The 25,461-nt window shown below is 37.8% G+C and carries 21 protein-coding genes and 1 riboswitch; of the genes, 3 read left to right on the forward strand and 18 right to left on the reverse strand.

What is annotated here, in order from left to right; genetic code table 11:
- Positions 1-15: 15 nt before the first annotated feature.
- The 3 genes from ACE1MS_RS19605 to ACE1MS_RS19615 all read right to left on the reverse strand — a co-directional run bounded on the left by ACE1MS_RS19605 (position 16) and on the right by ACE1MS_RS19615 (position 4,694).
- Positions 16-1,419, reverse strand: a complete 1,404-nt coding sequence (locus ACE1MS_RS19605) for a SpoVR family protein (protein WP_012292053.1) — start codon at positions 1,417-1,419, stop codon at positions 16-18.
- A gap of 45 nt (positions 1,420-1,464) precedes the next feature.
- Complete coding sequence (gene yhbH, locus ACE1MS_RS19610; protein WP_012292052.1) at positions 1,465-2,622, reverse strand: sporulation protein YhbH; 1,158 nt, start codon at positions 2,620-2,622, stop codon at positions 1,465-1,467.
- A 176-nt stretch (positions 2,623-2,798) separates the two neighbouring features.
- Positions 2,799-4,694 (reverse strand): PrkA family serine protein kinase, encoded by a 1,896-nt coding sequence (locus ACE1MS_RS19615; protein WP_031416834.1) that lies wholly within the window; start codon positions 4,692-4,694, stop codon positions 2,799-2,801.
- A 215-nt stretch (positions 4,695-4,909) separates the two neighbouring features.
- On the opposite strand from ACE1MS_RS19615, the gene ACE1MS_RS19620 reads away from it, so the two are divergent.
- The gene (locus ACE1MS_RS19620; RefSeq protein WP_012292050.1) at positions 4,910-5,905 is read left to right on the forward strand and encodes a M23 family metallopeptidase; all 996 of its coding nucleotides are present in this window, start codon (positions 4,910-4,912) and stop codon (positions 5,903-5,905) included.
- A 264-nt stretch (positions 5,906-6,169) separates the two neighbouring features.
- Entirely contained in the window at positions 6,170-7,864 is a 1,695-nt protein-coding gene (locus ACE1MS_RS19625) for a methyl-accepting chemotaxis protein (RefSeq protein WP_036216548.1), read from the forward strand.
- Between the two features lie 58 nt (positions 7,865-7,922).
- Here the strand turns inward: ACE1MS_RS19625 and ACE1MS_RS19630 are convergent, their stop codons facing one another.
- The 6 genes from ACE1MS_RS19630 to ACE1MS_RS19655 all read right to left on the reverse strand — a co-directional run bounded on the left by ACE1MS_RS19630 (position 7,923) and on the right by ACE1MS_RS19655 (position 13,956).
- Complete coding sequence (locus tag ACE1MS_RS19630; RefSeq protein ID WP_036165342.1) at positions 7,923-8,606, reverse strand: hypothetical protein; 684 nt, start codon at positions 8,604-8,606, stop codon at positions 7,923-7,925.
- 145 nt (positions 8,607-8,751) lie between these two features.
- Positions 8,752-10,242, reverse strand: a complete 1,491-nt coding sequence (locus tag ACE1MS_RS19635; RefSeq protein ID WP_012292047.1) for a sodium:solute symporter family protein — start codon at positions 10,240-10,242, stop codon at positions 8,752-8,754.
- A 21-nt stretch (positions 10,243-10,263) separates the two neighbouring features.
- Positions 10,264-11,016 (reverse strand): SDR family NAD(P)-dependent oxidoreductase, encoded by a 753-nt coding sequence (locus ACE1MS_RS19640; protein WP_031416830.1) that lies wholly within the window; start codon positions 11,014-11,016, stop codon positions 10,264-10,266.
- Positions 11,006-12,757, reverse strand: a complete 1,752-nt coding sequence (locus ACE1MS_RS19645; protein ID WP_036216600.1) for a methyl-accepting chemotaxis protein — start codon at positions 12,755-12,757, stop codon at positions 11,006-11,008. Before ACE1MS_RS19645 ends, ACE1MS_RS19640 begins: the two co-directional genes overlap by 11 nt.
- Positions 12,758-12,859: 102 nt before the next feature.
- Positions 12,860-12,945: riboswitch (cyclic di-GMP riboswitch) on the reverse strand.
- A 174-nt stretch (positions 12,946-13,119) separates the two neighbouring features.
- The gene (locus ACE1MS_RS19650) at positions 13,120-13,314 is read right to left on the reverse strand and encodes a hypothetical protein (RefSeq protein ID WP_012292043.1); all 195 of its coding nucleotides are present in this window, start codon (positions 13,312-13,314) and stop codon (positions 13,120-13,122) included.
- A 147-nt stretch (positions 13,315-13,461) separates the two neighbouring features.
- Positions 13,462-13,956: a YehS family protein gene (locus ACE1MS_RS19655; protein ID WP_031416827.1), complete on the reverse strand. Its 495-nt coding sequence runs from the start codon at positions 13,954-13,956 to the stop codon at positions 13,462-13,464.
- A gap of 187 nt (positions 13,957-14,143) precedes the next feature.
- Here ACE1MS_RS19655 and ACE1MS_RS19660 point away from each other — a divergent pair, with 187 nt between their 5' ends.
- Complete coding sequence (locus tag ACE1MS_RS19660) at positions 14,144-14,347, forward strand: alpha/beta-type small acid-soluble spore protein (protein WP_008173624.1); 204 nt, start codon at positions 14,144-14,146, stop codon at positions 14,345-14,347.
- A 79-nt stretch (positions 14,348-14,426) separates the two neighbouring features.
- On the opposite strand, the gene ACE1MS_RS19665 is transcribed toward ACE1MS_RS19660, so the two are convergent.
- The 9 genes from ACE1MS_RS19665 to cydS form a co-directional block, all read right to left on the reverse strand.
- Positions 14,427-15,623 (reverse strand): MFS transporter, encoded by a 1,197-nt coding sequence (locus ACE1MS_RS19665; protein WP_012292042.1) that lies wholly within the window; start codon positions 15,621-15,623, stop codon positions 14,427-14,429.
- A gap of 313 nt (positions 15,624-15,936) precedes the next feature.
- The gene (locus ACE1MS_RS19670; protein WP_447402575.1) at positions 15,937-17,298 is read right to left on the reverse strand and encodes a trypsin-like peptidase domain-containing protein; all 1,362 of its coding nucleotides are present in this window, start codon (positions 17,296-17,298) and stop codon (positions 15,937-15,939) included.
- 528 nt (positions 17,299-17,826) lie between these two features.
- Positions 17,827-19,323: a glycerol kinase GlpK gene (gene glpK / locus ACE1MS_RS19675; protein WP_012292039.1), complete on the reverse strand. Its 1,497-nt coding sequence runs from the start codon at positions 19,321-19,323 to the stop codon at positions 17,827-17,829.
- Positions 19,324-19,342: 19 nt separating this feature from the next.
- Positions 19,343-20,146 carry an MIP/aquaporin family protein gene (locus ACE1MS_RS19680; protein WP_012292038.1) on the reverse strand — a complete coding sequence of 268 codons (804 nt, stop codon included), beginning with the start codon at positions 20,144-20,146 and terminating at the stop codon, positions 19,343-19,345.
- 162 nt (positions 20,147-20,308) lie between these two features.
- Positions 20,309-20,866: a glycerol-3-phosphate responsive antiterminator gene (locus tag ACE1MS_RS19685; RefSeq protein ID WP_012292037.1), complete on the reverse strand. Its 558-nt coding sequence runs from the start codon at positions 20,864-20,866 to the stop codon at positions 20,309-20,311.
- A 71-nt stretch (positions 20,867-20,937) separates the two neighbouring features.
- Positions 20,938-22,581: a glycerol-3-phosphate dehydrogenase/oxidase gene (locus ACE1MS_RS19690; protein WP_447402576.1), complete on the reverse strand. Its 1,644-nt coding sequence runs from the start codon at positions 22,579-22,581 to the stop codon at positions 20,938-20,940.
- Between the two features lie 196 nt (positions 22,582-22,777).
- The gene (locus ACE1MS_RS19695; protein ID WP_031416805.1) at positions 22,778-23,746 is read right to left on the reverse strand and encodes a tRNA dihydrouridine synthase; all 969 of its coding nucleotides are present in this window, start codon (positions 23,744-23,746) and stop codon (positions 22,778-22,780) included.
- Between the two features lie 116 nt (positions 23,747-23,862).
- The gene (gene rlmD / locus ACE1MS_RS19700) at positions 23,863-25,227 is read right to left on the reverse strand and encodes a 23S rRNA (uracil(1939)-C(5))-methyltransferase RlmD (protein WP_036165189.1); all 1,365 of its coding nucleotides are present in this window, start codon (positions 25,225-25,227) and stop codon (positions 23,863-23,865) included.
- A 109-nt stretch (positions 25,228-25,336) separates the two neighbouring features.
- A complete protein-coding gene (gene cydS, locus ACE1MS_RS19705; protein WP_012292033.1) occupies positions 25,337-25,459 on the reverse strand; it encodes a cytochrome bd oxidase small subunit CydS in 123 nt (40 codons plus the stop codon).
- Between the last annotated feature and the right edge of the window lie 2 nt (positions 25,460-25,461).

Raw genomic sequence — 25,461 nt, forward strand, 5'->3', positions numbered from 1 at the left:
GATAGAAGTTTTTTATTAAACATTACGTTTATAGTTTTTAGTACCATCATAAGAATATAACATTGGTTTACCATCCACATAGGTCTCTAAATGCACAGGACGGCCCCACAGCTGATATATATAGGGTAAAACATTTTCTAAATAGTGCGGATCTAGCTCCATTCCTTCATAGCCATGCATTAAATAGAGTTCTCCGTTCCGTAAATAATCTCCGTTTTTTACTAAAATATAAGGGAATCCACCATTTACTCGCATGGAAACAAGCTGATCTCGAACCATCTCATAATCTTTGTCGGTAATCCGATACTCATTACCTTTCTTTTGAAATAAATATAAATCCTCACGTTTCGCTAAGTCTTTTGATAAATAATTACGGATAAAGGAAATATCTGACTCAACCTCTCTTACTTCAAATATTTTTTCCCGTCCCGTGTTCGGCTGTACACCTAACCGCTTCATCTCCTCAGTCGGATTGTTATAACGATTTTCAATATCCTCAAAAATTTTAATGCCAAGGTAATATGGATTAATCGACGTTTTAGAGGGTTGCACAACTCCAGCATTTAACTTGGCATATTCAATGGTTTCTGGAGTTGTTAGATTCAACTCCCGCATAATTCGTTGATGCCAAAAAGATGCCCAGCCCTCATTCATTATTTTCGTTTCTAACTGCGGCCAAAAATAGAGCATTTCTTCACGCATCATTGTTAATATATCTCGTTGCCAATCTTCCAACTCTCGACTATGTTCTTCTAAAAATAATAAAAGATCTTTTTCGGGTTTTGGTGGGAACTGCTTTAATCTCCGTCTGATTGGTTTATACACTTTATCTTTTTCCTCTAAGCTCCATAAATCATCGTACGGTGATTTTATCGGGGCTTTTTCTTCCTCTAGCTCATCTTCCTCACTCCAAGATAGCTTTGGTCTCAATATAGATGGATCAATATGTTCCTGAATCGCTAAAACGGCATCCAAAAACTGTTCCACCTCATCCTTACCATATTCTCTTTCATAGCCGGCAATTCGTTCAGCCGTAGCTGTCATGCTCTCTACCATATCTCTTCTTGTGTTGGAAAAGCGTACATTATTTTTAAAGAAATCGCAGTGTGCTAAAACATGGGCGATAATCAATTTATTTTGTGTTAACGTATTCGTATCAAGTAAAAATGCATAGCATGGATTAGAATTAATAACGAGCTCATAAATTTGACTAAGCCCTAAATCATATTGAAGCTTCATTTTATGAAATTGCTTTCCAAAGCTCCAATGGGAAAAACGAGTAGGCATTCCATAAGCGCCAAATGTATAAATAATATCCGCTGGACAAATTTCATAGCGCATCGGATAAAAATCTAAGCCAAAGCCTGAGGCAATTTCGGTAATTTCATCTATTGCTCGATGAAGCTCTTTTGTGTCCATTTTACGCCCCCTCCCTTGAACGTTGATACTAATCAAACTTCCATATTACTCCTCATTTTTCTTAAAAAAGCTCTTTAAAGCATCATAGACATCGCCTTTTTTTCTCAAAATATGATGTCTAAATTTCGGATCATCAATTTTTTTATAGGTATACATAAGTGTCGAGAAACGATTATGCTGATTGACTTCTCCATATCCAAACATACTGGATACGTTCATCAATTCTGCCACTAACTTCAAGCACTTTTCATTATCCATTGAAATATTTTCACCATCTGAAAAATGAACAGGATAAATATTGTAACGGGATGGAGAGTATTTTTCCTCAATCAATTCCAGTGCTTTTTTGTAAGCCGAAGAACAAATAGTTCCTCCACTTTCTCCCTTTGTGAAAAACTCCTCTTCTGTCACTACCTTTGCTTCTGTATGATGGGCAATGAATTCAATTTCAACCGTTCCATATTTGGAACGTAAAAACTTTGTCATCCAAAAGAAGAAACTGCGAGCACAATACTTTTCAAATGCTCCCATCGAGCCACTCGTATCCATCATGGCAAGCACTACCGCTTTTGATTCTGGTTTTACCACTTCATCCCAAGTTTTGAAACGTAAATCATCATTATGAATAGGTGTAATTTCAGCTTTTCCTTGCATTGCATTGCGTTTTAATGCATTTAAAATGGTGCGCTTTTTATCCACATTGCCCATTAGCCCTTTTTTGCGAATATCATTGAAATCTATTTTTTCAGTGACGATTTCTGCCTTTTCCTTCTGCTGCAAATTAGGTAGCTCCAACTCGCGGAATAAGACATTTTGAATTTCTTCAATACTGACTTCCGCTTCATAATAATCTTGGCCAGGCTTGTCACCTGCCTCTTTTCCTTTTCCTTGAGCTTGATTGGCCTTACTACCATCTCGTGCCACTACATCACCAATATTACTATCTCCTTGCCCTTGCCCTACATGCTTAGAATTATCATAGTTATATCGAATTTTAAATTCATCCAGTGAGCGTATAGGTATTTTAATAACCTCTCGACCATTAGACATGACAATACTTTCTTCACTAACTAAATCAGGTAAATTGTTCTTAATGGCATCTTTCACTTTTTCCATATGTCGTTGTTGGTCCTGATGTCCTTTACGATGGAGGGACCAATTTTCCTGAGAGATAACAAATCCTTTATTTTCGTGTTCAGTCATTTTTATCCTCACCCATCTATCTCAAATTCGCTTTTTCTATACTATGCTTGAGAAACACTTTCTTGCACGTTTTTTATAAATTCCATAGTGCATTGCGTAAAAATCCCTCATTTTGATAGTAAAAGGAGTGCCCTGAATTGGGACACTCCTATCTGACTTGGAACAATAAAAGTTATTTATCGATTCAACAGGCTTCCTACATATTGCAGCAACTCGTTTGCAGATGTTGTATTATAACCATGCTCATCCACAAGTCTCGCGACTACCTCATTAATTTTCTTGAGCTGCGATTCATCCGGCATTTTTGATGAAGTTGTAATTTTCACTACATCTTTCAAATCGGCAAATAATTTTTTTTGAATGGCCTCTCGTAATCTTTCGTGAGAATTATAGTCAAAACGTTTGCCTTTTCGTGCATAGGCAGAAATACGAATGAGAATCTCCTCACGAAATGCCTTTTTAGCATTTTCCGAAATGCCAATTTGCTCCTCAATCGAACGCATTAATTTTTCGTCTGGGTTCATTTCTTCCCCAGTGAGCGGATCAAATAATTTATTTTTATTACAAAACGCCTCTACATTATCGAGGTAATTGTTCATCAATGTTTTCGCTGATTCTTCATAGGAGTATACAAAAGCCTTCTGTACTTCATTCTTTGCAATTTCATCGTACTCTTTGCGGGCAACCGCAATGTAGTTCATGTATTTCTCACGATCCTCCTGAGAAATGGAAGCATGCTGATCCAATCCATCCTTCAAAGCTCGTAAAACATCTAATGCATTAATAGATGGCACCTCTTTGCGGATAATTGCTGATGAAATACGATTAATAATATAGCGCGGATCAATACCGTTCATGCCTTCATTAGGAAACTCCTTTTTCAGTTCCTCTAAGTCAACGGAATTAAATCCCTCCACATTTTCTCCGTCGTACAAGCGCATTTTCTTAATCAGATCCACACCTTGTTTTTTCGGAACCTCCAATCTCGTAAGAACCGAAAAGATTGCTGCGGCCTTTAAAGCATGCGGCGCAATATGAACATGGGACATATCACTCTCTTTAATCATTTTTTCATAAATATGCTCTTCCTGACTCACCTTTAGGTTATACGGAATCGGCATAACAATAATACGGGAATGTAATGCCTCATTCTTTTTATTAGAAATAAAGGATCGATATTCGGTTTCGTTTGTATGAGCTACAATTAACTCATCCGCACTAATTAATGCAAATCTTCCTGCTTTGAAATTTCCCTCTTGCGTTAACGATAATAAATTCCACAAGAATTTTTCATCCAACTTCAGCATCTCTTGGAACTCCATCATTCCTCGATTGGCTTTATTGAGCTCCCCATCAAAGCGATAGGCACGGGGATCGGATTCAGAACCAAATTCACCGATTGTGGAGAAATCAATACTTCCCGTTAAATCGGCAATATCCTGCGATTTCGGATCAGAAGGTGTAAATGTTCCTATTCCTACGCGTTTATCTTCCGAAAAAGAAATTCGTTCAATCATCACGTTTTCAATACGTCCATCGTATTCTTTTTCAAGACGCATCGTATTTAAAGGCGATAAACTTCCTTCAATTCTTATGCCATACTCCTCAAAGAAATCATTACGTAAATGATGTGGAATTAAGTGCAATGGGTCCTCATGCATTGGACATCCCTTAATTGCGTAGACCGCACCCTCATCTGTTCGAGAATATTGCTCTAACCCGCGTTTCAATAAAGTAACAATTGTTGATTTACCACCACTAACTGGTCCCATTAATAATAAAATACGCTTTCTAACATCTAACCTGCGTGCTGCTGGATGGAAATATTCCTCCACCAGCCTTTCAATTGCTGTTTCAAGCCCAAAAATTTCATGTCCGAAAAATTTGTACATTTTTTGCCCATCGCGTTCCTCTACACCAGCACTTTTTATCATATTGTAGACGCGTGAATGGGCTGTTTGTGCAACTTCAGGTCTTTCCCTAACGATGTTTAAATAATCTGCAAATGTGCCTTCCCACTTCAGCCTATTTTCTTCTTCGCGATAGCTTTTCACTTTATCTAAAATGTTAATAGCCTTCCCTCCATTCAGGGCTTGATTTATAACATAGTATGAAGTAAATGACATGATGATACCGATTACTTTTTCTTTAGTGAAGTTTCTTCTTATTATGGTTTTTTTTATGGCAAAAAAAACCGTGAAAACATGGCCTAAATCGTAAGGAAAAAGCTTTCTGGAATGAAGATAAAAATTTCGGTTATTCTAATCTTTAGAAAGGAGGTCCATCATTGCATCGTCATTTTATATTTCTTTTAACATTCATACTTTTAGGAATTACACTCTGCCCAGCCGACTCATTTGCAAAGGAGGAGGCAACGGAAGAAGAAATTGTGCAGCAGCGTATGTCTTATTATGTACAATTTGATGAATTGCTCATCCCTTGGCACTTTTTGGCTGCTATAGATCAATATGAGAGAAATCTACAATCCGTTCGAAAAGATATCCCTAAGCGAGATGGCTATTTGTCCATTCAATTTTCTGATGAATATTGGTCTGGTGCATTAAATCCTATAAAGGAAGACAGCAAACCCGAAACAATTAGCTATTTTGGAGGAATGGGCTTAGACGGAAATAACGATGGAATTGCTAGCCCTAAGGACGATGAGGATGTCATCTTCTCAATGGCAAGTTACTTAGCCAAATATGGAACAACTGATGAGGATTTTAAATTAGCCTTATGGGAGTACTACGGCAGCGAAGAAGCGGTCAATCAAATTTTTACCATTTCCACTTTATACAGACATTATAAAACCATCGAGCTTGATGCACATACCTTCCCACTTAATATCAGCTCTACTTACAGCTATAAAGGAACATGGGGCGCCAATAGAGGCTGGGGCGGACGTCGTATCCATGAGGGAACCGATATTTTTGCCAATTATGGAACACCTGTATTATCTACCTCCTATGGGGTTGTTGAGGTCAAAGGCTGGAACCAATTTGGCGGCTGGCGTATTGGTATTCGTGATAATCATAACTCCTATCACTATTATGCCCACCTCGGCAGCTATCATAAGGACATTGAAGTAGGTACAATTGTGGAGCCCGGCACGGTGCTCGGCTATGTTGGAAGCTCTGGCTACGGAAAAGAAGGTACATCTGGAAAATTCCCACCCCATCTTCATTATGGCATATACAAATTTAATGGTAGAACTGAATGGGCATTTGATCCTTATCCTTCCTTACTTCAGTGGGAGCGACAGGCAAAGAGTAAAAAACAATAAATATATGATTCAAGACACTTGAGGCATTTTGCTTCAGGTGTTTTTTCTTTGCCATTAGTAAATTTCACATAAAAATTTTTTTCATATCTCTGGCCGCTGTACATATTTTACTACTCGTAAAAGAAAAATAATTATACTGTTGAACTAAAAAACTATTTTTAATTATTATTACCAAATGGCTTATTAATCTATCAAAATAGTTATAAAATAAAAGTTGTTATTGATCAAAATACTCTATATGGAGTTAGGTAAAGGGATGGGGAAATGAAAGGCATTTTTCAGTTTAAAACACTTAAAGCAAAAATTTTAAGTGCATTTATACTTTTGTTAGTTTTAGTCGTTAGCTTTACAGCTTACACTTACACTTCCAATACAGCTATGGAGAAACAAGCAAAGGCTTTAGTAAAGGAAGATTTAGTAGTACTCAATGCAAGTAACAATTTAGCACTCTCTATGAGTGTCCGATTGTCAGCAGCCTTAAACTATGTGTTAACTGGTGATGAAAAATATAAGGAAACGTTTAATGAGTATCGTCAAATAGCTGAGGATAATAACGCGCTTCTGGACAAATATGATACATCCGAGGAACGCACTAAAACTGTAGAACTTGCACGTGATTGGAGCCAAATTGTGAAGACAGAGGTATTCGATGTCTATCAACAGGGCAATAAGGAACTAGCCTTAGAAAATTTAATGGATACACAAAATCTCGTGTCAAGCGTACGTAATGGCTATGAACAGCTCGCTAATGACCGTGAAGAAGCTATTACAGCTGTTGGTAATGATGTTGTAACAACGAGCTCTAACAATCGTACGATTGGTATTATTGTCAGCTCTATCCTAACAATTATTGGTATTTTAATTGCTATTGTTACAGCTAGTACGATTTCGAAGCCCATTAAGGTAGTGGCAAATCGTATGAAGGAACTAGCAGATGGTAATTTACAGCTTGACCCATTAACTGTAAAAACGCGCGATGAAATTGGAACGTTAATGTCTGCAGCAAACGATATGAATGATCAATTAAAGCAAACCATTCAATCCATCTATACAGTTTCTGAAACTGTTGCAGCAAGTAGCGAGGAGCTAGCGCAATCTTCCAATGAAGTACAGGCTGGTACTGAACAAATTACAGTGACTATGCAGGAGCTTGCTTCAGGCACAGAAACGCAAGCCTCTACAACGGGTGATTTAGCAGAAACAATGACAGCGTTCAAACGTAGTATTCAAGAAACAACACAGGAAGGTACCGAGCTAAAAGATCATTCTAGCCAAGTTCAAGATTTAACGATTAGTGGCAAAAATTTAATGATTCAATCTACACAACAAATGGCCGCTATTAATGAAATCATGTTAGATTCCGTGAAAAAGGTTGAAAATTTGAATGATCAGTCTGCTGAAATCTCAAAATTAGTTTCTGTAATAGACGATATTTCAAACCAAACTAATTTACTAGCTTTAAATGCAGCTATTGAAGCGGCGAGAGCAGGTGAACATGGTAAGGGCTTCGCTGTTGTCGCAGATGAGGTACGCAAACTTGCCGAACAAGTGCAATTCTCAGTTACTGATATTTCAACAATCGTCAATCGGATTCAAGGTGAGACAGGTACTGTCACTACTGCCTTACAGACAGGCTATGAGGAAGTCAAAAGAGGGACAGCACAGCTTGATCAAACAAGTGAAACATTTGAACAAATATCTAGTGCTGTAGAGGATATGATAGATAATATTACGACTATCTCTAATAATTTAAATCAACTTGCGGATGGTTCCGAAACGATCAATGCTTCTATTGATGAAATGGCTTCCATTTCACAGGAATCTGCAGCAGGGGTTGAACAAACGACAGCGACTGTGGAGGAAACAGCCGCTACTATGGATGAAATAGCTCGAAGTGCTAATCAGCTCGCTGGATTAGCCGAGGAATTAAATGGCCAATTAAAACAGTTTAAAATTTAAAAACGATGTTAAAAGCTATCTCAATTTTTCGGATTTGGGATAGTTTTTTATCTTTTCTTTATTGCCAATGTCTAATTGGCACTCTTTCCAGCTCATGACGTTTTATAATGACACTTATCTTTTGAAACCATTTCTCACATAATTCCATGGCTTCTTCGTATTCTTCCTCATCTCTCGCAATAGGATGTTCACCCTGATCCATAAACATATATTCTAAAATAGGCTCTGATAAATGATCGACTACAAACTTTAATGATAGTTGTGAAACGGTATCATCCTCTTCAACTTCCTCTTCTTCTTCTGCTACATTCTCCTCCTCCCCTAACAACGAGCCACTCATTAAGTAATTTTTAGTTCTGAGGACAAACATTTCATCCTCCATCATAGCTACTTCATAAATTTTACTAAACGGAATTTCTATAATTTTAAGTTCTTCCTCTAACTCTTCCCTTTGAGCGAAGATGAGCATATTTGTATGTTCATTTAACAATAACCCCTTTAAAGCATCCTGTGATAATAGGCATTGCGTATGAGGAATCGCCTTCATCTCCTCTTCACTAGCTTCCTTCATTTCTGCATAATTTTGTGATTCGATATAACGCTCTTTTATATACCGAATAATGCCTATACTCACTAACGTTAGCCCGATTAAAAAAAATAGCTGCTTAATAATGGCTACTTCAATTGCATTTGCTAGAAAAAAATAGATGATCCCTAATAAAATGAAGAAAATAATGTTCATTCATATCCCGCCTTTATGAAGATAATCCGCTAGAGAAATAGTTGAATATACTAGCAATCTATTCATGAATCTATCTTTTCATACTTATTTCTCTCACATAAAAAAACATGAGATCAGTAAAAGTTCAATGATCTCATGTTCTCTATTAACGACCGACTAATTCTTCTTTACTGCCTACGTCATCTAGTGTTTTATCTTTTTCTATTTTGTGCATCTCAAGGACATGCTGTGATGGTGGCACTAGTAGGCTTACTACTACAATCGTAATTCCTGTTATTACAACACCTGAAAATACTGGTGCCTGCCACAATTCATTTAATAGACCAAGAAATCCTTCTGATTGGATGGTTAAACTAGGGACAAATGTCAATGAAGTAACAATGTAATAGATTAAGCCAACTGATATACTTGCCCAAACAGCAGGTGTACTCACACGTTTCCAAAATGGTCCTAAAACGATTGGCCAGAATATCGTTACAAAAATGACATCCCAAGCTAAATACGCTAAATCAATAACCTTTTGAAAGCTTATCGCTAACACTAACCCTAGCAATGCACTTGAAAGTATGACAGAGCGTGAGAATCTTAGAAGCTTTTTAGGATCAGGATTTCGATTAATAAAATCTAAATAAATGTTCTTTGTGACAATTCCCGAAGTCGCTACATAGCATGCGGCTACCGTTGACATCCCCATAGCTGCCATGGCCGTTAAAAAAATAGCTGCCAAAAGCGGAGGGAAATAACCTTGTGCAAAGGTAAGCATCAATGTTTCTGGGTTAGTACTATTAGGGTAAATAGATTTGAAAGCTTCACCCAACATTCCTGGAATCCAGCTGATCGCAATAACTATAGTCCCCGCAATGATCATACTGCGCTGAGCTACTTTTGGACTTTTCGCCGCTGCGACCCTTTGACCAAGATCAACTGCTGGAATGTCCCCAAGTGCTAAGACAAGATATAGCGTCCAAAACTCGGCTCCTGCCTTGTCAAACAATGTATGAATATTCCACCACTCAGGGTTAAAAGTCACATCAGGATAATAAAATAAAATAAAGATAGTAATTCCTAAAATCCCTGCTATGGCAAGCGCACCTTGTACGATTTCTGTATAAGCGACTGCCCATAAACCACCTATAACTGAATAGATAGCTGTTAATGATACAAATAGAAGTGCTGCAGGAATGAAGTCAATTTGTAATAGTTGCTGAATAATATATGTACCACCGACTGTTAATGCCGCCGCATTAAACACACCAAAGGCAATGGCCATTACGACACCTGTATAGGCTCCTAACTTTTTACTACCATAGCGTAAGCCATAGTAATCTGCTAATGTCCAGCCCTTTAAACGACGTAGTGGCTTTGTCCAAATGAGTGCGCCAAGTATCATACAAGTACCTAAGCCACCCATTGTTGCTGAACCTTCAAAGCCTCCGCTCGTATAGCCTGATCCTACTGCTGCAAAAAAGAATGGAGCAGCTAATAAAGCCGCGACTAAACTTCCAGTGACCACAGAAAGAGGCATACTCCAACCAGCAACAATTAAATCCTCTGCGGTATTGACACGCTTGTACCCTTTATAGCCAATATAATAAATAAATACTAAGTATAAGCTAAAGATGATTATATTTAACATGCTCGTACTCCTTAGTTTCCATTATCCATTCATTACAACGCCACCATTAGGTGTTAATATTTGACCTGTATAGAAATCAGCATGCTGAGAGGCTAAAAATAATACACTTTTGGCAATTTCCTCTGGCTGCGCTAAACGTTTTAATGGGTATTTTGCAGATTCTTCCTCAACATAGTTGTCCCCAAACTCTTTTAAAATGTCTGTAAACGTACCACTTGGCGCTACTGCATTAACAAGAATTGTTGGTGCTAATTCTCTAGCTAATGCTTTTGTAAAGGCATTTATAGCACCTTTGGCGGCGGAATAATGTGTAAATTCTTCACATCCTAAGCTCCCAATATCAGAAGAAATATTAATGATTTTCCCTGTGTCTCGTTCTTTCATTCTTTTAGCAGCTTCACGGCAATTATAGAAGCATCCATATAAATGAACCTTAATCATTCTGTCCCATTGCTCATCTGTTAAATCGGTAATGCTGGATGCCTGTGCAAACCCAGCATTATTCACAAGAATATCAATTTTGCCTAAATGCTTATCCATATATTGATACATGTCTTGCACTTCCTCAGATTTAGAAACATCTGCATGAAACGTCAAAGCTTTAATACCAAACTTTTCAGCCTCCATTCGCACTGCCTCAGCTTCAGGCTTATCTCCAATATAATTGATTAATATATTAGCCCCATGCTGAGCAAAGCCTAATGCAATGGCTTTGCCGATCCCTTTACTAGAGCCTGTTATTAAAACATTTTTCCCTGTAAAATCAATGTTCATCTTGATCATTCTCCAATTTAAATTTTGTCACAAGCGCTTGAAGCTCTTCTGCTGTTTGTCCAAGCGCTGAGGATGCATCTTTCACTTCTTGCATTGTCGTTAACTGCTCTTGTGTAGATTTGGAAACATTAGAAGAGAAATCAGCCGATAATTCTGCAGATTGTTTAATGTTATTAACGGATGCAGCCACTTCCTCCGAGGAGGCAGATATTTGCTGAGACGCTGCAGAAATTTCACGTATTTGATTTGCTACTTCTTCTGAGGAAGTAAGAATTTCCTTAAAGATTTCTCCCACCTCATTAGTAAATGTCATCCCTACTTTTACATCCTCTTTTCCTTTTTCCATAACAGTAAGAGATGCATTGGAATCTGCCTGAATCGAACTAATTAAATTATAAATTTCAGTTGCTGACTGCGAGGATTGCTCAGCCAATCGTCTTACCTCATCAGCGACAACAGCGAAGCCCTTACCATGTTCACCTGCTCGTGCCGCTTCAATGGCTGCGTTCAGTGCTAAAAGATTTGTTTGGTCCGCAATAGCTGTAATTAAGCTAACAATGTCACTAATTTTTTTAGTATTGACATGTAAGCCGTTAATTGTTGTGCCAATTTGCTCGACTGATTCATTAATTAATTCCATTTGTGCAATAACCTGATGCACAACTTGATTGCCTCGTTCAGACGCTTGTGATGCTGAAATAGAAGATTCCGCTGCTGTATTAGCCGAGTCAGCAATTTGTTGGATACCAGTTGCAGTCTCCTCCATAGCAGCTGCCGTTTCCTCGGTCATTGTCATAGAAGCTTCTGCATTTTGAGTAATTTGCTTTACATCATTCGCAATATTGGTAGAGCTGTTATAGGTCTCACCAGCATTGACAGTTAATTGAGTCGCTGCTGAAGAAACGTGATTCGAAGTATTTCTAATGTTTAAAATAATATGTTGTAAATTGGCAACCATTGTTTGAATAGATGCTGATAAATTGCCGATTTCATCTTTAGTAATATCTAAATCCACATTTATTAGCTCTCCATTTGCTACTTGGTTTGCTACATTTACCACTTTCTGAAGTGGCTTTAATAAACGATCTATAATTATGTAAACTAAAACTAATAAAATTAAAATTCCTATAATTGCAATGACGATTTGCTTAATAACACTTGCTTTAATAATGGTATTGATATAGTCCGCAGAGTAATCAATTCCTAAGAGCGCTATCAATTGTCCCTTATCATCGTGAATGGGGCTGAAAACTGTTCTCCAGGAACCAAAGGGATCCTCGAATATATCTGTTACTTCTGTACTATTATTTTGAATAGCTAATTTTGCTGTTTCTACATGCTCATTCGCTAAATCGGTAAAAATTTCACCTGCTTCATAGACCTCATTCAAATTAGATGTATAGCCAATCGGATTGACCCCACCTTCATCCTGCACATCCCAAATATAACTCCAACTCATAATACCCTGTTGTTCTTGAATCAAATCGAGTTGCTTTTGTACCTTCGTAAATTTCGCGTTTGTTTCTCCTTTTTCAGACAATAAATCTTTCACTTCATCACTATCTAAATTCATAGCTGTTAACAAACCAACACTTGTTAATTCTTGTTCCAAATCAACTGTCATACGATTGTTTAATTCTTTAATACTTTGTGTAGTAATGACGGCTATAAGCAATAACACAACAATGGAAACCGTCAGTAAAAGTTTGTTTTTTAATGAGATGTTTTTCCATAACTTCATGACTTTCTTCCTCCTTATACGTTTTTGCAAATAAAAAGCCTATTCCGAAAGAAATAGGCATAAAAGAACTTAAACTAGAATTTAACGGAACAACTAGCACTCTTTTGCAACCTAGCTATCTAAGTAAATATTCCCTTAGACCTGTAGCTTTGCATCTTTACTTTTTAGTAAATTTGCCTATCTTTTCCCTCCCAAAATTAACACAATGGGAAAAAGTAGTCAATGCTACCAATTTTAAAATGTATAATCTTATACTACTTCATTACTAGTTATTCATTTATAGAGCAAAATAAAAACAGCTACAACATGAATACATATTGTAGCTGCATATTTTTCCACTTACCCCTAAGTGTTTGAATAATTTATACGTTTTGTGTCATCAGTAATACAGATGGTATAAATGATAGAGCAAACATAGCCATATACCATAATGAAGTACGTCGTAAAGAAAAACGAACTTTTTTTCGTTCTGCATAAAAAATATCTAACATAACTGCAACAATAAAAGGCATTGTAACACATGCAATAGCTACTAATAAGATGTCAAAATAAATCATACAAGCACCCCTTTATTTGTGAACATTTTTCATCTTTTTTGTGAACATTTTGTGATAACTAGATTGTACACAATTCCGTCACAAAATGTCAACTCATTTAAAAGAAAAAAATGGTACTTTATGATTTATTCTCGCTACATTAGCGCATTATTCTCTATATTTATATGTTAAACCTCTTAAAAAATTACGAACAAATGAATCGCCACATTCTTTATAATTACGATGACTTGGGTTTCTTAAAATCGCACCTAATTCACCTTTAGTAACTTTTATCCCACCATCATATAATATTTCAAGCATGTCCTCAGTTGTTAAAGCTAAGGCAATTTTCACTTTTTTTAATAGCATATTATTTGGGCTTTCTTTCCCCGAGACAGGTAATGGACCTTCTGGCTGTCCTTCTTTAGTCTTTTGAGGACCACGTTTAAATGTAATCAATCCATTCAAAAAGGCTTCTAACATTTTGTTATTACATTTGATGTATTGTTCTGGTGCATCTTCCTCATCATTAACCTTTAGAAGCATGTTTAATATTTCTTCCTTCGTATAATCCATGCCACCAAGCTTAAATATTTCCACCATATCTACATTTTTTATATCTAACGCATAGCGTAAACGAATTAGAATATCATTATTCGTCATTAATAAATTCCTCCTTTTAATCAACCTTCTTTAGCAAAGAGCCAGGCTTTATTATAACAGACAGTTTGCTCATTTTAGCTTGATTTCCACAAGTTGTTGCTGTTAGCAATTAGCGTGTGCGTTTCCTTCTTTTTAAATGTATGAAAAGTTTGTAGGCAACCATTCTAAATGCAAGGAGGTGAGAATAATGGCTAATAATAATCGTAGCTCAAATAAACTTCTAGTACCTGGTGTACAAGAAGCTGTGAATCAAATGAAATATGAAATTGCACAAGAGTTTGGCGTTCAGCTTGGGCCAGAAGCATCTTCTCGCGCTAATGGTTCCGTTGGAGGAGAAATTACAAAACGCCTCGTAGAAATCGCTGAGAAGCGTTCAAAGGGTTTATTATAATTAAAAACTAATAAAAAAGAACGAATCCCTCTCCTTTTGAAGAAGTGAAGTGGAATTCGTTCTTTTGTAATTAATAGAATTAAGCTGTTTGCAAGGCTTCAGTTGAGCCTTTAAGCGTTAGCATGACCATAAAGGAAATGCCATATAGTGCTGCTAAGTAAATCATGACGACTGTCATATCATAACTTTGTAAAATATAGCCGACAAAGATTGGTGAAAATCCTCCTATTGCTCGGCCAAAGTTAAAAATTGTATTTGTTGCTGTACTACGAATTTGCACAGGATAGAAGCTACTAATTAATGCACCGTAGCCAGCAAACATACCATTAGAGAAAAATCCTACAATGGCACCGCCCATTAATATAGCCACAGCTCCTGTCGCAAAGGAGTAGAGAAAGACTGCACATGCAGAAGCCAATAAAAAGATACCAAATGCACGTTTCGCACCAAAACGATCCATAAATCTTCCGAAAGTGAGCATGCCAATAATCATACCGACTGCCGTACTAATTGTCCACAATGCAGAGCTTGAAACAGATAAGCCTTGCGATTTTTGGAGCATTGATGGTAGCCAGATCATCAGACCATTATAGCCTGCAATTTGAACAGTAGCCATTAATATTAGGGAAAGGGTTGTCATAGTGACACGAGGTGTTACAAATAGCTGTGCCAACTTCCCCTTTTTTTGCATGTTGCTTTCATTTTTTTGCGATGCCAGCCATTCTGGTGATTCATGAAGATTTTTTCGTACAATAAAGGCAAAGATCACTGGCAATACACCAATAAAGAATAGTGCTCTCCATCCTAATGTCGGTAAAATAACGGCGCTTAATAAAGCTGCTAATATTACCCCATACTGTGCACCTACACTCACATAGGAAGATGCTCTTCCTTGTTTATTTTTTGGCCAAGCCTCAGCAACAAGCGCCATTCCAATACCGTATTCTCCACCAGCACCTAGTCCAGCGATAAATCTATATACATAAACTTGTTCAATACTGGTTGCTACTCCTGTCAGGGCTGTACCGATTGCAAACAAAATGATCGTATATGTGAACACTTTTACTCGACCATACTTATCTGCGAGCACACCGAAAATAATCCCACCTAAGAGCATGCCTATATTTGTGATGGATGAAATCAATCCACCTGTTGCAAGATCGATGTTAAATTCTGCAATAATCATTGTCATCGCAAAAGAAATAAACATAATGTCCATTCCTTCTAGCGTTAACCCGGCCACTGAAGCGACCACGGTTTTTTTACGATAATCCATTCTTTCTAACCTCCAGATGTTTATTGTCTTTCTCTTTTAGAGTTCAGGTGAATGGATTATAGCTGTCTTGTCCATTCTCTTTTGAAGCCTCACAGGACTTCCTTTAAAAGAGGTGTATTTGAACAAAAATAAAAGCCCTTTAGTCAGAGAAGACAAAAGGGCATGCTAAATTAAAGATATTATAAGCCTAAGAATATCATGTAGCCCTTTTCAGCCTCTCTGGACCGTATTAAAGGTAATTTATTTCGTTCATTTATACCGTTCTACATTCTATAAGATTATGCATAAAAAAGCAATGGTTGAATAGTGGAAACTAACTAGGTAACTCAATAAAGTTTTGAGCAAATTGATAGATAACATGAGCTGGTACAGCCAAATTAAGATTCTGACCATCATCAAATCCAGCTGTAATTAAACCGACCAACCTCCCTTGCATATCCAATAAAGCACCACCGGAACTTCCGTTTGAAATAGCAGCTGTAAATTGAACCATAGACATTTTTCGTATATCCCTAAATCCAGCAACAATTCCATCAGAGATCGAATTAAATAAACCTAGAGGACTGCCAATCGCTACAATCTTTTGTCCTCTGACTAAATGACCATCCATTTTAACAGGTAAAGGTTGGCTTGTTCTGTCCACTTTCAAAATAGCCAAATCATGTATATCATGATATTTCACAAATTGATGCGTAGTATATTCGTTTGAATCATTTTCATATAGCACAGAATAATATTCCCCACCACTTACAACATGCAGGTTCGTTAAAATATAACCCTCTTGATGAAGAACAACACCAGAACCAAAACATATCACTTTGTGATCTACTCCAAAGGTTTTAATCATGACAACTGATGTGGCTAAAGAAGCTAACTGTTCATAACTACACTCTTCTCTTGTAACCATTCTAGAACTAGGGGTTGGGAGAATCGTCGGTTGTTGTGGTGGTATGCTTTTCATTGAGAGCATTTCAGGAATTATGAATTCTTTTTCATAGCAATCCGAACAACTCTGCAAATTAGATGTGGCTGCTATGATAGGATACAAATTAGTGATATCCCCTTTAGGATTCATATAGCATATATCGCAACCAAGTGTCGATAAGAAATATAAAAATAATGATTCATGCTGCGTAATGTCACCTATAAAAACAATTTTAGGGGATGCTTGATTTTCCTTAGAAAAAATTTGTGGTAAATAATAATCCATCCAATATAAAAATTTAACTGCAAAGTTTTTTAGTAAAGTGTCATTCGCATGCGGCTGTTGTTCTTTAAAAAGATGGAGAATATTTTTAAAGCTAAGCTTTTTTGTCCATTCGATTTGATTATTCGCTAATTTACCGCATAAAGATGTCTCATACAGTAACTGTATACTATCAGCAGCAGCCTGCCATTCTCCCCAAAGCTCCGACAGTCTATCTGCATCTTTCTTATTATTGATGACCTCAAGCCTATGTAGTCGTAAATAAAATACGCTTTGCTTTGTGAAATACTCATCCATTTTTAAAATATCTTCTTTATAAAGATCTACAGAATCAGGTATACCAATATATCGTAGAAAGACTACTTCCTTCGTAAGGGCATTATTGTTAGGACTGATCTGCATAAACTCCTGAAAAGGATTAGCTAACTTTTTATACTTAATTTTTAACGGTCTCATTGTCACAACCATCTTCATACAACTCCTATAAGCACGTCATTACATATAATGGTACTTATATACAATTCTCTGACATCTCTCTAAATCCTCTATTCCTAACAAACAAAAATGCTCAACTCTATAAAGAATTAGACGTTTACTTCACCTTTCTCCAATAAAAATATGATACATATCACAAGTATGACTAATGGTAGGGCTTTGTATAAATAAAAAGCCATGCATAAAAACAAGAACCCCAGCACCAGCATCTGTAGCTTGAGAGCACCAATAGCTAATGCAAATGGCCATACAGACTGATTGAAAAGTCAAACCAGCTATACGGTGAGCTGTTTGAGAAGAAATCATGCCAGAATCAAATAAAAAGGAATGAACAGTGGAAGGCCTCGCTCAAATAATCGAAAAATTGAGGACTCATTGGACATTAGCTAAGAGCTAGCTATCTGGAGACAACATAAAAATAGAGAAATCCAAATTTGAATGCCTCGAATTCAGATTTCTCATTAATTGAATAGTTATGTCCCAGTCTCTCAAACGATTCACTTACTTAAATACTTGTGCTGCAGCAACTGCCTTTTTCCATCCTCCATAAATTTTATCACGATGGTCATTACTCATATTTGGTGTAAATTGACGATCTAAATTCCAATACTTGCTGATTTCCTCTGTCGAATGCCAATAGTCAACTGCTAAGCCAGCTAAATACGCTGCACCTAAAGCTGTTGTTTCATTAATAATGGGGCGATCAACAGGAACATCCAATAAATCTGCTTGGAATTGCATTAAGAAATCATTGGCCACAGCTCCGCCATCTACACGTAATTTTGCTAATGGAATATTCGCATCAGCCTCCATTGCCGCTAATACATCCTTTGTTTGATAAGCTAATGATTCTAGTGTCGCACGTACAAAATGCTCCTTCGCTGTTCCTCGTGTTAAGCCAAAGATAGCTCCTCGCACATCAGAATCCCAATATGGTGTTCCTAAGCCAACAAATGCTGGGACAACATACACACCATCTGTTGACTCTACACGTGTTGCATATTGCTCTGATTCACTTGCACTGCGGAACATACGCAAGCCATCACGTAACCATTGAATCGCAGAACCTGCTACAAAAATACTGCCCTCTAAAGCATACGTTACTTTGCCATCTAAGCCCCAAGCTAATGTAGTCAATAGGCCATTATTTGACTTCACAGCCTTTTCTCCAGTGTTCATTAACATAAAGCAACCTGTGCCATATGTGTTCTTGACCATACCTTCCTCAAAGCATGCCTGACCAAATAGTGCTGCTTGTTGGTCACCTGCAGCACCCGCAATTGGGACAGCAGAGCCAAAGAATAATGCCTCCTCTGTATACCCGTAAACTTCAGAAGAAGGACGTACTTCTGGTAGCATTGAGGCTGGAACAGTTAAAATTTCTAATAGTTCTTCATCCCACTTTAAATCATGGATATTATACATCAATGTACGAGAGGCATTTGAATAATCTGTTACATGTACTTTTCCACCGGATAGCTTCCAAATTAGCCAAGTATCAATTGTACCGAATAGCAATTCTCCGGCCTCCGCTTTTTCACGAGCACCCTCAACATGATCTAAAATCCACTTCACTTTTGTACCAGAGAAGTAAGCGTCTATTAATAGACCTGTTTTTTCTCGGAATAAATCATTGTAACCGCTTTCCTTTAATCGCTCACAAATATCATTCGTTTGACGTGATTGCCAAACAATTGCGTTATAAACAGGCTTGCCAGTATGTTTATCCCAAACTACTGTTGTTTCACGTTGATTGGTAATCCCAATCCCTGCAATTTGACTTGAACTCACACCTTTTTCTGATAACACTGTTGCAATACAAGATAGAATAGATGACCAAATTTCCTCTGCATGATGCTCTACCCAGCCTGCTTGTGGAAAATGTTGTTGGAATTCTTGTTGTGCTGTGTGTACGATTTTACCCGTTTCATCAAAAAGAATAGCCCTTGAGCTTGTAGTTCCTTGGTCTAACGCTAAAATATATTTTTTTTCTGACATAGAAATCCCTCCAAATAAATTAGTCTTCTACTTGAACATTTTTAACCGTTAATTGTGCTCCTATGAAAATAGCAATCACAATCACTGCAACAATCCAAAATGCTAAACTATTTTTCCCTTCGAATATTTGTTGGAAAAACAATGCACCAAATGTACCACCAATAATGGGACCTACAACTGGTATCCAAGCATAACTCCAACCAGAATCACCTTTGCCTGCAATCGGTAAAATAAAATGCGCAATACGCGGACCTAAATCACGTGCTGGATTTATTGCATAGCCGGTAGGGCCCCCTAAAGCCATCCCAATTACAATAATTAACAAACCAACTAAAAATGGATTTAAACCATCTGTAATAGTATTTGTACCTAACGCTAAAATCCCTAAAACTAAAATAAATGTTCCTATCATTTCTGATAATAGATTTGATAAAGGATGCTTAATAGCTGGCATTGTGGAAAATGGTGCTAATTTAACATCAGCATCTGCTGTTGCCTGCCAATGTGGTAAATACATAAAGTAAACAAGCGTAGCCCCTAAAAATGCACCAATCATTTGTGCGGCAATATAGGATGGCACATCTGCCCAAGGAAAATTTCCAATCGTGGCAAGGGCAATGGTTAGTGCCGGATTTAGGTGAGCACCACTGATTCCACCTACTGCATAAGCTGCCATTGCAACCCCAAGCCCCCATGCAAAGGTAATAACAATCCATCCACCACCAAAGCCCTTTGATTTGTTTAACACGGCACCTGCTACTACGCCGCCACCAAATAAAATAAGAATCATTGTGCCGACAAGCTCAGCTGTAAACGTAGACATAGTTTAATCCCCCTTTGTGATAATAGCCCATAGAAAACAAAAAGGAACCCACATCCAATCAAACTACATTACTACATGTAGTTGAACAAATGTGGGTTCCTTTTCCTAACCACGTGCGTATGAACTTATGTCCATTTTAGAGAAAAAAACATACAGAGTCAACTATTTTTTGAAATTTTCCCATAATTGTCTATTGGATGTTGTAACGGCGATAGCACCACCAGCTAATGCTTCTTCAATATTGTCCACTGTACGCACTAAGCCACCTGTAATAACAGGGATTTGTGTACGCTCATAGATTTCCTGAATCATCGATGGAATAATGCCTGGTAATAGCTCAATATAATCAGGCTGCGCTGTTTCAATCATCGAATAACTTTTCTCAAGAGCAATCGTATCAATCAAAAACACACGTTGAATAGCCATAATTCCACGAGCTTTGGCTTTCATTAGCATATTGGAACGAGTTGAAATAATGCCAGCTGGACGAATATCATTACATAAAAAGTCTGCTGCAAAATTATCTGTTTTTAAACCATGAATTAAATCCGCATGAATAATTAATTTTTTTCCATGTCGATATGCCTCACGCTTTAAAGACATCAATAAGCTAATGTGCACCTCCAATAGCACAATATAATCGAATGGACTTGCTATTATCTCGTCAAACTGCTTGACGGTACGCGCAGCAGGAATCACCTGTTGATTATCAAAATGCATTCCATTCTCTCCTTCCCTTATAATACAGTGTGAATGCTCACCCTTATATTATGTTGAGAATAACTACCTCATTATAGCGCAGTTGTCGCTCGTTTTATTTCTTTCTTTACATCTTCTTCATATTGTGTCCGTTGCTGTGTTGTCCAGTTGAGTTGCTTAGCCATTTCATCTAAAATAGCCTCTTCATACTGTTGAACAGTGGCCATTTGAAAGAACATATATCCTGTCCGGCGAACCAAAAAATCATTTGGATGAACGACCATTTCATGATGAATCCCATACATTAATTGTGCATATAGCCATGATGGTAAGATGGAATGCCCTTCCTTTACATAATTAAAAACAATCTCTACGTTGCTACCATAATGCTGCGATAAGAATTTCGCCTCCTCCTCCGATAAACCTATTTTCTTACCTAATCTTGTATGGTCATATAAGAAGGCATAAAATTTATTTGAGCCGCCCATATGGCCACCAGAAATCGGAATATTTTTTGTGGTACACGGTGAAGATTTAATGCCAAATTGTTGATCTAGCTCTTGTGCAATCGTATTTAAAACTGTTTCGGCCATTTTACGATAACCTGTTAATTTCCCACCTGCAATTGTTACAAGGCCCGATGGTGAAATCCACACTTCATCCTTACGAGAAATTTCAGATGGATTTTTTCCGTCCTCATGAATTAATGGACGAACACCTGCCCAGCTTGATTCAATATCCGCATCTTCCACCTTCACATTTGGGAACATATAATGAATCGCCTTCATTATATAATTGCGATCTTCTTGATAAATATCCATATTGCGAGCATCGCCCTCATAAAATGTATCTGTTGTACCTACATAGGTTTTTCCTTGTCGAGGGATGGCAAATACCATGCGGCCATCAGGTGTATCAAAATAAACAGCTTGCTTTAATGGGAATTTGGATTCATCAAAAACAATATGCACACCTTTCGATAAAATTAAATGCTTCCCTGCTTGCTTCCCTTCAATTGTGCGCACATCGTCCACCCATGGACCAGCAGCATTAACGACAGCCTTTGCACGAATTTCGATTGGATGATTTGTTAATAAATCCGTTGCAACAATACCACTTATTTTTTGCTGTTCATTATATAAAAAGTTTTCGGCCTTTATATAATTCAATAATGTTGCCCCTCTTTCAATGGCTGCCTTTGCTACTTCAATGGTTAAACGAGCATCATCCGTACGATACTCTACATACATTCCACCGCCAAGTAATCCCTCAGTTTTCACTAATGGCTCCTTCTCAATGGTTTGACCTGTACTTAACATATAACGGCGCTCTGCTCGTTTAACTCCTGCTAAAAAATCATAGACACGCAAGCCGAGATTTGTAGAGTATTTTCCAAATGTCCCTCCCTTATGAAAAGGTAATAACATCCAAACAGGTGTTGTCACATGTGGACCATTTTCATAAACAATGGCACGTTCCTTCCCTAACTCTGCCACCTCTTTTATTTCAAATTGCTTTAAATAACGTAAACCGCCATGTACTAATTTTGTCGAACGGCTAGAAGTCCCTGCTGCAAAATCCTGCATTTCCACTAATGCTACAGACAGACCGCGAGTAATAGCATCCAGTGCAATACCACACCCTGTAATACCGCCACCAATTACTAATAAATCGTACTCCCTGCCTTGAAGTTCCTCTATTGTTTGTTGTCTTTGTAATGCAGAAGCTGTGCTCATACTTGATTTCCTCCTTCATCATTTTAACGATAAAAAAAGACCATCAAAAGCATATGTACGCTAGGCACATATGTTTTCAATGGTCTCTCAGTTACTCAAACCTGCTATTAACTTACTTTTTATTGTAATATGCACATTCCAAAAAGGCAAGTTTCTGTTTAGTGACAGAATACTGCTTACCTCACCCTAATAAAGGTTATTCAACATGATTTGCTTCAAAGCGATCAAGCAATGCACGCACCTCATCTGTTGATTTCGTGTTCATCAATTGGCTTCTTAACTCACTGGCACCTCGGAATCCTTTGACATATATTTTGAAAAAGCGATGAAGTCCTGTGATAGAGCGTGGGAGTACTTCCTCATATTGATCTTGAAGATCGAGCTGCAGTCTTAAAAGGTCAAGATACTCTTTACTGCTATGCTCCTTTGGTTCTTTTTCAAAAGCAAAGGGATTTTTAAAAATACCTCGTCCAATCATTACGCCATCAATCCCATATTTTTCGGCGAGCTCTAGCCCGGTTTGTCGATCAGGGATGTCTCCATTGATCGTTAATAGCGTATTAGGTGCGATACGATCGCGTAATTTTTTGATTTCAGGAATGAGCTCCCAATGTGCATCAACTTGGCTCATTTCCTTTCTTGTGCGCAAATGAATCGATAGGTTCGCAATATCTTGTTTGAAAATATGCGTTAACCATTCCTCCCATTCCTCTACATCCTTATAGCCAAGTCGTGTTTTTACACTAACAGGCAGTCCACCCGCTTTGGCAGCCTGAATCAATTCTGCCGCCACATCAGGACGTAAAATAAGGCCACTCCCTTTTCCCCTCGATGCCACATTTGGCACAGGACAGCCCATATTAATATCAATACCTTTAAAGCCTAGCTCTGCCATGCCTCTACTCATTTGACGGAAATACTCAGGATTATCCCCCCAAATATGTGCCACCATCGGCTGTTCATCTTCTGTAAAAATCAAACGGCCACGCACACTTTTCTGCCCCTCTGGATGACAGTAGCTATCTGAATTTGTAAACTCTGTGAAAAATACATCCGGTCTTCCGGCTTCGCTGACTACTTGACGAAAAACAACATCTGTTACATCCTCCATCGGTGCCAGTACAAAAAATGGACGTGGCAAATCACGCCAAAAATTATCTATCATGTTCATTCCAAATCCTCTCACTATCTGTATAACTCTAATTCTGACTCAAAAACAAGTGGATGAAAAATTATAAAAAGCAGATGGTATAGATTTTTTCTATATCAACTGCTTTTCTATTATACCAACTCTAACCACGCAACCGCTTCACAATGAGTGGAATGCGGGAACATATCTACTGGCTGAATTTCTTGTGTTTGATAGCCGCCATTCTCCAAAATACGAAGATCGCGTGCTAGTGTAGCTGGATTACAGGAGACATAGACCACTCGTTTTGGACGCTGCTCTAAAATAGTAGTTAAAAGTGCCTCATCACAGCCTTTACGTGGTGGATCTACCACCAGTACGTCTGCTTCCTTTCCTTCCTTATACCATCTAGGTATAACTTCCTCAGCTGGTCCTGCCTCAAAATAAGTATTTGTAAAACCATTGAGTACAGCATTGCGTTTGGCATCTTCAATCGCTTGTGGGACAATTTCTACGCCCATAACTGCCCTTGCCTTTTGTGCCAGGAACAAGGAGATCGTTCCGATTCCACAATAGGCATCAATCACTCGTTCATCTCCTTGTAAGTTAGCATAATCAAGTGCTTGTTTATAAAGGACCTCAGTTTGCTCTGGGTTGACTTGATAGAAGGAGCGAGCAGAAATTTCAAAGCGTACGTCGCCAATTGTGTCAATAATAACGTCCTTGCCCCAAAGGTTCAATGTGTCGTCACCAAAAATCACATTCGTTTTCTCATGATTAACATTTTGCATAATTGAAGTGACGTTCGGAACAAGCTTTTGAATTACTGCAATGGCTGCTTCTTTTTGTGGAAATTTTTTCTTTTTCGTCACGAGAACAACCATGACCTCACCTGTTGCCCGTGCTTTACGAATGACAACATGGCGCAACATTCCTTCGTGGGAAAGTTCATTGTAGGGGCGCATGCCTATCGCCACTAATTCTTTTTTCAAGCCTGCTAAAATTGCATCTGCTTCTCCCGTTTGAATCAAGCAACGCTCCATATCCACAATGCTATGCGTCTTCGTTTTATAAAAACCAGCAATAGCTTGTCCTGCTTCATTTTCAGAGAAAGGAATTTGCGCTTTATTCCGATAATGCCAAGGCTCTTTCATTCCTTTTACAGGCAGAACAGGTGCATCTATTTTGCCAATGCGTTGCATCACATTGCGTACCATATTTTCTTTCCATTTGAGCTGCCCCTCATACGATAAATGCTGTAATTGACAGCCTCCGCATTGCTTAAAGTAATCGCATGGAGCTTCTACTCGATCGGGTGATGGCTTAATAATATCTACAACTTTTGCAAAGCCATAATTTTTTAAGGTTTTCATCACATGGATTTCGGCTGTTTCGTTCGGAAGTGCGCCTTGTATAAATAATGGATAGCCATCTACCTTAGCAACACCATTGCCATCATGTGTTAAGTCTTCTATATAAACTGAAAGTCGTTCATTCTTTTTCACGGGTGCTGACATTCGTACATCCTCCATTTCAATCTCCTTATTGTAGCATGTGTTGGCGAATGAAAAAAGAACAAGACTTACCTGTTATGTCGTTCTCCTAACTAACTTGAAAAAAGAGCCGCTATTCGCGACTCTTTCCTTGCTCTTTTGTTATATGATAATCCCTTGGTGCCCACCAAAATGCACACAAGATTCCAAGAATGACGACAATAAAAGGCGCATAAAAAATTAAAAAACTTTGCATAC

Source organism: Lysinibacillus sp. fkY74-1 (assembly GCF_053165895.1).

Bases quoted from the DNA above. Each gene is read 5' to 3' on its own strand.
- ACE1MS_RS19680 (WP_012292038.1), bottom strand. From the start codon at position 20,146: ATGTCTACGTTTACAGCTGAGCTTGTCGGCACAATGATTCTTATTTTA.
- ACE1MS_RS19690 (WP_447402576.1), bottom strand. From the start codon at position 22,581: ATGAGCACAGCTTCTGCATTACAAAGACAACAAACAATAGAGGAACTT.
- ACE1MS_RS19605 (WP_012292053.1), bottom strand. From the start codon at position 1,419: ATGGACACAAAAGAGCTTCATCGAGCAATAGATGAAATTACCGAAATT.
- ACE1MS_RS19645 (WP_036216600.1), bottom strand. From the start codon at position 12,757: ATGAAGTTATGGAAAAACATCTCATTAAAAAACAAACTTTTACTGACG.
- ACE1MS_RS19635 (WP_012292047.1), bottom strand. From the start codon at position 10,242: ATGTTAAATATAATCATCTTTAGCTTATACTTAGTATTTATTTATTAT.
- rlmD (WP_036165189.1), bottom strand. From the start codon at position 25,227: ATGTCAGCACCCGTGAAAAAGAATGAACGACTTTCAGTTTATATAGAA.
- ACE1MS_RS19685 (WP_012292037.1), bottom strand. From the start codon at position 20,866: ATGCATTTTGATAATCAACAGGTGATTCCTGCTGCGCGTACCGTCAAG.
- ACE1MS_RS19660 (WP_008173624.1), top strand. From the start codon at position 14,144: ATGGCTAATAATAATCGTAGCTCAAATAAACTTCTAGTACCTGGTGTA.
- ACE1MS_RS19695 (WP_031416805.1), bottom strand. From the start codon at position 23,746: ATGATAGATAATTTTTGGCGTGATTTGCCACGTCCATTTTTTGTACTG.
- ACE1MS_RS19640 (WP_031416830.1), bottom strand. From the start codon at position 11,016: ATGAACATTGATTTTACAGGGAAAAATGTTTTAATAACAGGCTCTAGT.
- cydS (WP_012292033.1), bottom strand. From the start codon at position 25,459: ATGCAAAGTTTTTTAATTTTTTATGCGCCTTTTATTGTCGTCATTCTT.
- ACE1MS_RS19630 (WP_036165342.1), bottom strand. From the start codon at position 8,606: ATGAACATTATTTTCTTCATTTTATTAGGGATCATCTATTTTTTTCTA.
- ACE1MS_RS19655 (WP_031416827.1), bottom strand. From the start codon at position 13,956: ATGACGAATAATGATATTCTAATTCGTTTACGCTATGCGTTAGATATA.
- ACE1MS_RS19625 (WP_036216548.1), top strand. From the start codon at position 6,170: ATGAAAGGCATTTTTCAGTTTAAAACACTTAAAGCAAAAATTTTAAGT.
- ACE1MS_RS19665 (WP_012292042.1), bottom strand. From the start codon at position 15,623: ATGGATTATCGTAAAAAAACCGTGGTCGCTTCAGTGGCCGGGTTAACG.
- ACE1MS_RS19650 (WP_012292043.1), bottom strand. From the start codon at position 13,314: ATGATTTATTTTGACATCTTATTAGTAGCTATTGCATGTGTTACAATG.
- yhbH (WP_012292052.1), bottom strand. From the start codon at position 2,622: ATGACTGAACACGAAAATAAAGGATTTGTTATCTCTCAGGAAAATTGG.
- glpK (WP_012292039.1), bottom strand. From the start codon at position 19,323: ATGTCAGAAAAAAAATATATTTTAGCGTTAGACCAAGGAACTACAAGC.
- ACE1MS_RS19670 (WP_447402575.1), bottom strand. From the start codon at position 17,298: ATGGTTGTGACAATGAGACCGTTAAAAATTAAGTATAAAAAGTTAGCT.